The sequence below is a fragment of the Parendozoicomonas verongulae genome, assembly GCF_009711465.1.
Taxonomy (GTDB): Bacteria; Pseudomonadota; Gammaproteobacteria; order Pseudomonadales; family Endozoicomonadaceae; genus Sansalvadorimonas; species Sansalvadorimonas verongulae.
This window is the reverse complement of record NZ_SMME01000758.1, coordinates 1-10,527: the sequence shown is the minus strand read 5'-3', so window position 1 is coordinate 10,527 and position 10,527 is coordinate 1. Positions and strand designations below refer to the sequence as shown.

The window sequence follows — 10,527 nt, the reverse complement described above, 5'->3', positions numbered from 1 at the left end:
TGGTGATAGTTCACCATCCATGGCGGAACTTGATAAACAACTTATTCCCGGTCAGGAAAAGGGGTTGTGGCGTCTTCTCTCCTCAGCTCGTTCTGTGACCCACCAGCTGATGGCCAATACCGCTATCGACTGGTTGACACATTCTCAAACACCTGAGGACACAGAAGACAACAGGCTCCTTCAACACATCGAAACAGAACTGCAAAGGCTGGCTAAAAAACTCTCCGAGTTTACACCTGTGCCTTCACCACACCAGGAAACAGAGATCAAAGAAGAAGCCGCCAGCAAAAATACGATAGGCAGCGATATCTCAGGTTCCCGTCAGCCCAGCGACTCACAGCCTTCATCTGAAGACGCCTCCAATTCAACAGTATCCAGCGATGAGAATCCTTCTGGCTACAGCGATTTCTTACCTTTGCGTGGAAGTCTGGGCTCTCCAGGTTCCACTGACAGCCAGTTGTCACAAGACTCATCACTTTCGCTGCCTGAGTTTTTTTATACATCCACAGGCCCATTGCGAATAAACTACAGCGATTACGCCGTAGACCAACATACCGCCCGAAACTGCATTGACATTGAACTGGATATGGAAAGAGCCAGAGAGCAGATAAAAAGCCTTTCCGGGAAGGTTATTGTTGTCATTAACGACCCGGGCTATCACATTGAGCGTGCCAGAGTTGTTGACAGTGTTATATGCGCCAATGGGGGCTCTCCGGTTTATACTGCTGTCCGGCCAAACGATGCCCCCCTTCACATGCCACTTTCACTACAGAGCTCACCCGAACTTAAGTCTTTACAACTTCAGGCACACAAAGTCCGGGATGACCTTCATGTTGTAGAAATCGAACCCGCTAAAGCCTGGCCTATACCGTTCTGGGAAAAATGTCGGGAGTTAGAAAGTGAGTGGTTAAAAAAAGCTGATCAAATTCTGTATGTCACGTTCCCATACTACAGTAATGAGATATCAATACAATTGGAGTTGTCCTGTACTCTGAGTGCCTATAGAGGGCATTACTGCCCGGTAGCCAAGCGCTTGCAAGACCTGAACAGAGCTTCTTTAAAACAGAATTGTTTGATTGTCACTGTTCCTGCCGCGCCAACCTGTACCGATGAGTCCACATTACGTACAGCATTTTGGAAGGGTATGCTGCCATCCATGAAGCCAACCTTTATTAAATTGGATAGCCCTGACTGGGAAAACGATATATTAAGGGCCACAGCATCTGGCAAAGCCCTTAACAGTCAGTGTAAATAACCCATCCAACTAAGTATTTATACACAGAATCTGTTATGATTGCGCCGCCAGCAGGAGCCGGTGGCGCAGCACTGACCGCATTCGCACACCGCATACCAATCTAATAAAAGCAACAAGGTTCAAGTGCCCGGGCATATAACAGGGCATGCTCCATAACATAACAAATCGTAGGAGTGGTTGAAAAAGCATCATTATTGCCCAATAAGTGAGCGGTCATTGACCTATGTCATTGTTGGGTTGTTACGCCTTTTTCATACTTATCTCGGTTTATACGTATAACCGCAATCGTGGATCGCGATAATGAGCAACACAACGAACACACATTACAATTACAAAGTGGTTCGCCAGTTTGCAGTAATGACGGTGATATGGGGGATCGTCGGCATGACGGTGGGTCTCCTTATCGCCGCCCAGCTGGTATGGCCAGAACTGAATTTTGAACCCTACCTGACCTTCGGCCGTCTGCGACCGCTGCATACTAATGCGGTGATATTTGCATTTGGCGGGTCCGCTCTCTTCGCAACCTCCTACTACGTCGTACAACGTACCTGTCAGGCACGCCTGTTCTCCGATGCACTGGCCTCCTTCACCTTCTGGGGTTGGACGCTGATCATAGTGCTGGCGGCCATTACCCTGCCTCTGGGTATGACATCATCCAAAGAATATGCAGAACTGGAATGGCCAATCGACATTCTGATCACCGTCGTCTGGGTGGCGTACGCTGTCGTCTTCTTCGGCACCATCATGAAGCGCAAGGCCAGGCATATTTATGTAGCCAACTGGTTCTATGGTGCATTCATTATCACCGTTGCGGTGCTGCACGTTGTGAATAACATGCAGATGCCGGTCACCCTGTTCAAATCCTACTCCGCTTACTCCGGTGCAATGGATGCGACCATTCAGTGGTGGTACGGACACAACGCCGTAGGCTTCTTCCTGACAGCTGGCTTCCTGGGCATGATGTATTACTTCGTACCTAAACAGGCTGAACGTCCGGTTTATTCCTATCGTCTGTCCATCGTGCACTTCTGGGCACTGATTGCCATCTATATCTGGGCTGGCCCTCACCACCTGCACTACACCGCCCTGCCTGACTGGGCGCAAAGTCTTGGTATGGTGATGTCCCTGATCCTGCTGGCACCGTCCTGGGGCGGTATGATCAATGGTGTAATGACCCTCTCCGGCGCATGGCACAAGCTGCGTACCGATCCCATCCTGCGCTTCCTGGTGGTCTCTCTCTCCTTCTATGGCATGTCCACCTTTGAAGGCCCGATGATGGCGATCAAGACGGTGAATGCACTGTCCCACTACACCGACTGGACTATCGGCCACGTACACTCCGGTGCCCTCGGCTGGGTTGCCATGGTTTCCATCGGCGCCATGTACCACCTGATTCCCAAGGTGTATGGCCGCGACAACATGTACAGCATCAGCCTGATCAATACTCACTTCTGGCTCGCCACTATTGGTACGGTTCTCTACATCGTGTCCATGTGGGTAAATGGTATTACCCAAGGCTTGATGTGGCAGGCAGTGAACGCAGACGGCACCCTGCAGTACAGCTTTATCGAATCCGTACAGGCCAGCTACCACGGTTATATCGTGCGCCTGATTGGTGGTGGATTCTTCGTGATCGGCATGTTCGTCATGCTTTATAACGTCTGGCAGACCATTCGTGCTTCCAGGCCGGAAGAGTCTGAAGCTGCAGCGGCCATGGTGTAAGGGGGAGTAAGGACATGCTCAAACATGACATCATAGAAAAAAATATTGGCCTGATGGTTCTTGGCGTTATTTTCGCCATCAGCTTCGGCGGCCTCGTGGAAATCGTACCTCTGTTCAACCTGAAGGAAACCACCGAACCCGTGGAAGGCCTCAATCCTTACACGGCACTGGAGCTGGAAGGCCGGGACGTGTACATCAAAGAAGGCTGCGTAGGCTGTCACTCCCAGATGATTCGTCCGCTGCGGGCTGAGGTGGAACGTTATGGTCACTATTCCGTAGCCGGTGAGTCTGTGTACGACCACCCCTTCCTCTGGGGTTCCAAGCGAACCGGGCCAGACCTCGCCCGTGTGGGCGAGCGCTACTCCGACGAATGGCACCGCGCCCACCTGCATAACCCACGGGATGTGGTACCGGCCTCCATCATGCCTGCGTATCCACACCTGAATGAAAACCTGATCGACAGCGCCATTACCCCGAAAAAGCTGGCAGCACTGCAGAAGCTGGGTGTGCCTTACACCAACGAGGACATTGCCAGTGCCTCTGACGCGGTGAAAGGCAAAACAGAAATGGATGCTCTGGTGGCCTACCTGCAAGGCCTGGGCACCGTCATCACTCAGAAACGCTAAGCGAGGACAAACCATGGATATTGATATCAATACCCTGCGAGGCCTGGCAACAGTGTTCTGCATGCTGGCTTTTCTTGGGATTGTACTGTGGGCTTACAGTGACCGTAAGCGTAAGGATTTCGACGAGGCCGCCAACCTCCCTTTTCAAGATGAAGGATTAAAGAGCGGTTCTAACAAGAATAATAAGAAGGAGGAGGCTCCAAATGTCTGACTTCTGGAGCGCGTGGGTACTGATACTCACCCTCGCATGCCTTGGGTTTATCTGTTTTGTACTGTTTTCCACCTGGAAGGTACAGCGCAAGGATTCTACGGAAGAAACGGTAGGCCACGAGTTTGACGGCATTACAGAATACGACAATCCCATGCCCATGTGGTGGATTGGTCTGTTCCTCGCCACTCTGATTTTCGGTGCAGTGTACTTCATACTGTATCCCGGCATCTGGCCCGGCAAGTTCGATGGCATTCTGGGCTGGAGTTCAACCGGAGAGCTGAAAGCCGATCAGCAAAAGCACGCCCGTCAGTACCAGCCACTGTTCGAGCAGTATGCTGCCAAAAGCATTGAACAGTTGCAGGAGAACCCCAAGGCACTGTCCATGGGTAAACGTATCTTCCTGAATAACTGCGCTTTGTGTCATGGCAGTGATGCAGGCGGTGCCTTCGGCTTCCCGAACCTCACCGATCACGACTGGGTATGGGGCGGTGTCCCTGCAGAGATTAAAGCCTCCATTATGGAAGGTCGTAACGGCCAGATGCCTGCCTGGGGCCCGGTACTGGGTGAAAGCGGTGTACGCAACGTGGCTTCTTATATCCGTGATCTCAGCGGCCTGGAAGTCAATGCTACTATCGAAGATCTGGCCTCCGGTAAAGCAGCCTACGCAACCACCTGTGCTGTGTGTCACGGTGGCGATGCTCAGGGCAACAAGCTGTTTGGTGCACCCAATCTGACTGACGATATCTGGCTTTATGGCAATAGTCAGGCTCAGGTGGAGTACACCATTCGTAAAGGCCGTAACGGTGTGATGCCTGCGTGGAAAGATATTCTTGGCCCGGAGAAAGTTCACCTTGTGTCGGCCTATGTGTACAGCCTGTCCCATAAGGATAAGACAGCAGAATAAACACAACACAACCTATGCAGGTTGGGTGAGCGAAACGTAACCCAACCTGCAATTCCCAATTGATGTCTGGTTGAGAAACTCCCCTATGCCCCAACCACAAAACAAAAAAAATGAACCGGAAATCATAAAAACCGTCGATCTCTATAAGCGCAGGGAGAAAATCTATACCCGTGCTTTTGAGGGTTTTCACCGCAACCTGCGCAACTACGGCGGTGCGCTGCTTTTCCTTATCTATTTCGGAACGGTATGGGTCAACTGGGGTGACCGTCAGGCAGTGCTCTGGGATCTGAGTACACGACAGTTTTATATATTTGGCGAAACCTTTCTTCCCCAGGACTTTATCCTTCTCTCCTGGATGCTGATTATCTGCGCCTTCGGCTTATTTTTTATTACCGTACTGGCCGGACGTGTCTGGTGTGGTTACACCTGCCCCCAGAGTGTGTTCACCTGGGTATTTATGTGGGTGGAGAAAATCACCGAGGGTGACCGCAACAAACGCATGCGTCTGGACAAAGCGCCCATGAGCGCAACTAAGTTCACCCGCAAGCTGGCTAAACACATACTCTGGCTGCTGATTTCACTGGCCGTTGCTATCACCTTTGTCGGTTACTTTACCCCTATCCGAGAACTGACTGGTGACCTGATCACCGCACAGGCCTCTGCCTGGGCTGTGTTCTGGGTGGGCTTTTTCACTCTCGCTACCTATGGCAATGCAGGCTGGTTACGGGAGCAGGTCTGCATTTATATGTGCCCCTACGCTCGCTTCCAGAGCGTAATGTACGACAGAGACACTCTGACCGTGCACTACGATGCGACTCGCGGTGAACCCCGTGGCCCACGCAAACGTTCTGCCGACCCAAAAGAGCTGGGTATTGGCGACTGTATTGACTGCAACCTCTGTGTCCATGTTTGCCCTACAGATATTGATATCCGCGATGGTCTGCAATACGAGTGCATCAGCTGTGGTGCCTGCGTGGATGCCTGTAACGGCATTATGGACAAAATGAATTACGATCGTGGCCTGATCCGTTATACCAGCGAGGGCGAACTGGACGGAAGCAAACCGAACCTGCTGCGTCCTCGGTTAATTGCTTATTTTATCGCCCTGTGTGTGATGACCGGCCTGTTTGTTTTCACCCTGACGCAACGCACCGTGCTGGAGTTTGAAGTCCTGCGGGATCGCCAGGGCTTGTACACCACTAACAGTCAGGGGCTGGTTGAGAATATCTACACCTTGAAGCTGGTGAACAAATCCCAACAGCCCCATACCCTGACCATTTCCGTATCTGGGATAAAAGGGGCCACCCTTCGCGGGGAAACTCGCGTGACTCTGGAACCGGGCTCTGTCGCCAGCCTTCCTGTACGGCTGGCTGTTTCGCCCGATGCCCTCACCGGACCCAAAACCAACATTGTATTTCATGCTGACAACGACAGTACTGATGGTCCGGCTGCCGAAACTGAGAGCCGATTCCTGTCTCCGAACCTTAGCCCCCCAATAAGGAGTGACCAATGATTTCAAACGCCAATAACGAGCCTATCACTCGCTGGTATCAGGAACCCTGGGTATGGTTCATTCTGGGTATTATCTTTGTCACTGTAACCTGGGGCAGCTACCGGGTGTTCTTCGCGTTCCAGAACGCTGACCAAGTCGTGGTGGATGATTACTACAAGGTCGGCAAAGCCATTAATCAGGACCTCACCCGTGATCGCCTTGCAGCCGATCTGAAAATCTCAGGGGTGATCACTCTTCAACCAGAAAGCGGCGCCCTGGAGATAGAAATGGCTGGTCTTCTGGACAGCTGGCCCCAGCAACTGCGTATGCATCTGATGCCCACAGCTCCCCACGAAGAGAACCAGACCTTCGCCCTGATCCAGACACCCGCCCGGGAAACCGCTTACCGGGGGCAACCCCGCGCTCTGCCGGAAGGCCGCTACTACATCCAGATCGAAACCCTGGACAAGCTGGTGCCGGAAGTCGGCTACAAGAGCGGCTGGCGTCTGAACCGGGAAGTCCGCTTTGAGCCGGGCATGCCTGTTGAAATCACGGTGTATGAGTGAGGAAGCCCCCATGTGCAGCGCAGAACATACAAAAGATAAAGAGTGCCATTGCTTCCACTGTCACCTGCCCATCAAAGACCCCGTTCTTTTTCATGCCACTATTGAAGACGTTGAGCAGCCCATGTGCTGCCCCGGCTGTCAGGCTGTGGCAACAGCTATTGTGAACGGCGGACTGGACAGTTATTACAAGTACCGCACGGAGCCCGCTCAACAGGCCGATGGCAATGAGGTTCTGAAAGCGGAGTACGCCCTGTACGACCGGGAAGACGTGCAGCAAAGCTTCACCCACACCCTGTCCTCAGGCATAAAGGAAACCCGCCTGCTGATCGAAGGCATCACCTGCTCTGCCTGTATCTGGCTGCTGGAACATCACCTTGGGCAACTGCCCGGTGTGGAGAATGTCACCGTCAACCTTAGCCAGCACACGGCCACTATTACCCTGGACACTGAGCAAACCAAAATCAGTGAATTAATGATGGCGGTGCTCAGCATCGGTTATCGCGCCTATCCATGGAGGCAGGAACAACAGGAAGCTCTGCTGGAGAAGGAGAACAGACAATTTATCCGTCGTCTTGCAGTCGCAGGTATCGGCACCATGCAGGTAATGATGTATGCCATCGCCCTGTATGCTGGTGCTGATAAAGAGTTTCGGGAACTGCTGCGCTGGGTCAGTGCCCTTTTGGCGACACCCGTTGTGTTTTATTCCGCTGGCCCGTTCTTTACTGCCGCCTGGCGGGATTTGCGTAACAGGCGACCAGGGATGGATGTACCTGTTTCTCTTGCCATTGGCGGTGCTTATGTCGCCAGCCTGTGGGGAACATTCCATGGCACGGGAGAGGTCTATTTTGACTCGGTGAGCATGTTCACCTTCTTTCTGCTCAGTGGCCGTTATCTGGAAATGCGTGCCCGTCACAAAACCAGTCAAACGGCACGCAGCCTGCATAACCTTTTACCAGAAAGCTGTGTGCGGATCACCGCTAATGGCGAGACAGAAACCGTTACCCCTTCCGACCTGCAAGTGGGCGACACTATCCGCATATTACCCGGTGAAAGCCTCCCAGCGGATGGCACTATTCTCAGCGGCCAAAGCTCTGTGAATGAATCGGCTCTGACCGGAGAGCATCTGCCTGTCAGCAAGCAGGTGGGAGATGCGGTCACTGCTGGCACTCTCAACACCGAGAATGCTGTTGATGTACAAGTCACCGATGTGGGGCAAAATACCCGACTTTCTGCTATCGCCCGTTTGCTGGAGCAGGCTCAGGGAGACAAGCCCGCCATTGCCCGTTTAGCTGACCGTATTGGCGGCTATTTTGTTTACGTGATTCTGATCGTTGCCTCTGTCGTGTACTACTACTGGTTCCAGCACAAGCCGGATGATGCGTTCTGGATTGTGCTCTCGGTCCTGGTGGCCACCTGCCCCTGTGCACTGTCTCTGGCGACACCTACAGCACTCACAGCCGTTACCGGATTTATGCAGTCCCGTGGTTTTCTGGTAAGCCGCAGCCATGTACTGGAAGGTTTGCCTCAGGTAACCCATGTCATTTTCGATAAGACCGGAACGCTCACCAAAGGAGAACTGAGCCTGCGGGACACAGTACTCCTCTGCAAAGAATACGATCAGGCAACCCTGACACACATTGCCGCAGCATTAGAGGCTCACTCCGAGCACCCTATTGCAGAAGCCTTTAAAACCTTTAACACCCGATTTATTGCCAAAGAAATCAGCAATATCACGGCTCAGGGCATTGCAGGCACTGTAGATAATAAGCTCTGGCGAATCGGTAAGCCTTCCTTTGCCAGCCAGCAGAATGAAAGCCTGACACCGCCCGACCACAACCACAGTTGGCTATTGCTGAGTTGTAATGATAAGCCAATGGCCTGGTTTGGACTGGACGACACCTTACGTCCGGAAGCGGCAACCATTATAAAAGACCTGCAAACCAGAGGCCTGGCCATTGAACTGCTCAGTGGCGATACCCAGGGCGTAGTGGACCGGGTTGCCAATAAGCTGGGCATTATCCAGCGTACAGCACAAGCCTCTCCGGACGATAAGTTTGCCCATGTCCGCGCACTGCAAAAGAAAGGTGCGCGGGTCATGATGGTAGGGGATGGTATTAATGATATTCCGGTGCTCGCCGCAGCAGACCTCTCAGTTGCCATGAATACCGCTTCTGATCTGGCCCGTACCCATGCCGATGCCCTGCTGCTTTCCGGTGATCTTCAGCAGCTTACGGAAAGTCTGGACAAAGCCACCGACACCCGTCGTATTATTCGCCAGAATATGGGGTGGTCGCTGGCTTACAACCTGTCGGTACTGCCCTTGGCTGCCACCGGCTGGCTGGCTCCGTGGATGGCGGCAATTGGTATGTCAGCCAGCTCATTAATTGTGGTGTGCAACGCATTGCGGCTCTCTCACCACACCTCAGATAAGGCCAAAAGCGAGCACTCCGCTAATGGCGAACAACTACTGACAGAGGGAGTATAGGTATGGACAGCCTTTATATTCTAGTGCCCATTGCTGTAGTGTTTGTCGCGGCAGCTGTATGGATATTCTTCTGGGCTGTGGATAACAACCAGTTTGATGACCTGGAAGGCCCGGCTCACAGTATTTTGTTCGATGAGCCAAACAAGAAAAGCCATAACAAAAATTCTGGCAATCAGGAGTCAGCATGACCGATCAATTGAGCTTAACAGCAGCCTTTGTGCTTGGTTTTTTAGGGGGCGGACACTGTGTTGGTATGTGCGGGGGCATTATGTCGGCTTTGAGCATCGGCAGTGGTGCGCCGCCGCGCTCTTTTAAAAGTATGAGCATTCTGCTGGGGTACAATTTTGGTCGCATTTTCAGCTACACCCTTATCGGGTTTTTAATGGGCTGGCTGGGTTGGTTTGTAGGCGGCTTCAGTAAGGAAACCAGTGTCGCCTTACGAGTGTTCGCGGGCATTATGCTTGTGGGGATGGGGTTTTACCTTGCTGGCTGGTGGACAGGAATAACAATACTGGAACGGCTCGGCCACAAACTCTGGCGCAAGATTCAACCTGCTGCTTCGTCCATGTTGCCAGTTAGCAGCCCTGTGAAAGCCATTGGTGTGGGAGCAATCTGGGGCTGGCTGCCCTGCGGTTTGATATACAGCACGCTGATCTGGGCGGCTGCCAGCAACAGCGCAGTGGAGTCAGCCTCGCTAATGCTGGCTTTTGGCCTTGGTACATTACCTGTTCTGTTTTTAACGGGTCTTCTCGCCCAGCAAATGCGTACATTGCTGCAAAGCAAACTGTTTCGTTCTGCGGCCGGTGTACTGGTGATTCTGTTTGGTCTGTGGACGATTCCCGGCCCGCACCAGATGTGGGCGATGATGAAGCTGGATTTCTCTGGCAATCATCATCAAATGCATGGATCTGGTCATACAGCCACTGCTGACCATAAGATCCATACCCATTAAATCTTCCAGCCATTCAAGGCAAGTCTCTATCGACCCGCGTTGTCCTGCTGTATTGGCCCGTTGTTGAACGGGTCATTTCCCCATGGTAAATGGGGGCAAAGGGTAAGGGGCTTCATTAAGCAAATCTCTTAATTTTGGCTACTCTTTCCTAATGCTCACACTCAGATAGCGAATGCTCTATCAACAAGAACTACCCGTATAAAAAGCAACAGCTGCCATAGTCAAACGGTAAGAGGTAGATAGTATGAAGTACGTTTACTTTCAGCAGATAAAACGAACGACAGTCATCACTTATATTAACTTATGGATATTAC

The 10,527-nt window shown here is 52.2% G+C and carries 10 protein-coding genes; all 10 read left to right on the top strand.

Annotation, left to right across the window (positions count from 1 at the left end):
• On the top strand, positions 1 to 1,255 hold a 1,255-nt coding region (locus E1189_RS05515), incomplete at its 5' end, for a hypothetical protein (RefSeq protein WP_230460188.1).
• Positions 1,256 to 1,555: 300 nt separating this feature from the next.
• A complete protein-coding gene (ccoN, locus tag E1189_RS05510; RefSeq protein WP_155159043.1) occupies positions 1,556 to 2,977 on the top strand; it encodes a cytochrome-c oxidase, cbb3-type subunit I in 1,422 nt (473 codons plus the stop codon).
• A gap of 14 nt (positions 2,978 to 2,991) precedes the next feature.
• Complete coding sequence (gene ccoO / locus E1189_RS05505; protein ID WP_155159042.1) at positions 2,992 to 3,603, top strand: cytochrome-c oxidase, cbb3-type subunit II; 612 nt, start codon at positions 2,992 to 2,994, stop codon at positions 3,601 to 3,603.
• Between the two features lie 13 nt (positions 3,604 to 3,616).
• Positions 3,617 to 3,814, top strand: coding sequence for a cbb3-type cytochrome oxidase subunit 3 (locus E1189_RS05500; RefSeq protein ID WP_155159041.1), 198 nt, complete (start codon positions 3,617 to 3,619; stop codon positions 3,812 to 3,814).
• Complete coding sequence (ccoP, locus tag E1189_RS05495) at positions 3,807 to 4,718, top strand: cytochrome-c oxidase, cbb3-type subunit III (protein ID WP_155159040.1); 912 nt, start codon at positions 3,807 to 3,809, stop codon at positions 4,716 to 4,718. The genes E1189_RS05500 and ccoP overlap by 8 nt, the downstream gene beginning before the upstream one ends.
• Before the next feature lie 85 nt (positions 4,719 to 4,803).
• Positions 4,804 to 6,231 carry a cytochrome c oxidase accessory protein CcoG gene (gene ccoG / locus E1189_RS05490; RefSeq protein WP_155159039.1) on the top strand — a complete coding sequence of 476 codons (1,428 nt, stop codon included), beginning with the start codon at positions 4,804 to 4,806 and terminating at the stop codon, positions 6,229 to 6,231.
• Positions 6,228 to 6,776, top strand: a complete 549-nt coding sequence (locus E1189_RS05485; protein WP_155159038.1) for a FixH family protein — start codon at positions 6,228 to 6,230, stop codon at positions 6,774 to 6,776. The genes ccoG and E1189_RS05485 overlap by 4 nt, the downstream gene beginning before the upstream one ends.
• 10 nt (positions 6,777 to 6,786) lie before the next feature.
• Positions 6,787 to 9,261 carry a heavy metal translocating P-type ATPase gene (locus tag E1189_RS05480; RefSeq protein WP_155159037.1) on the top strand — a complete coding sequence of 825 codons (2,475 nt, stop codon included), beginning with the start codon at positions 6,787 to 6,789 and terminating at the stop codon, positions 9,259 to 9,261.
• A gap of 2 nt (positions 9,262 to 9,263) precedes the next feature.
• A complete protein-coding gene (gene ccoS / locus E1189_RS05475; RefSeq protein ID WP_155159036.1) occupies positions 9,264 to 9,449 on the top strand; it encodes a cbb3-type cytochrome oxidase assembly protein CcoS in 186 nt (61 codons plus the stop codon).
• Positions 9,446 to 10,213 (top strand): sulfite exporter TauE/SafE family protein, encoded by a 768-nt coding sequence (locus E1189_RS05470; RefSeq protein WP_155159035.1) that lies wholly within the window; start codon positions 9,446 to 9,448, stop codon positions 10,211 to 10,213. Before ccoS ends, E1189_RS05470 begins: the two co-directional genes overlap by 4 nt.
• Positions 10,214 to 10,527: the final 314 nt, after the last annotated feature.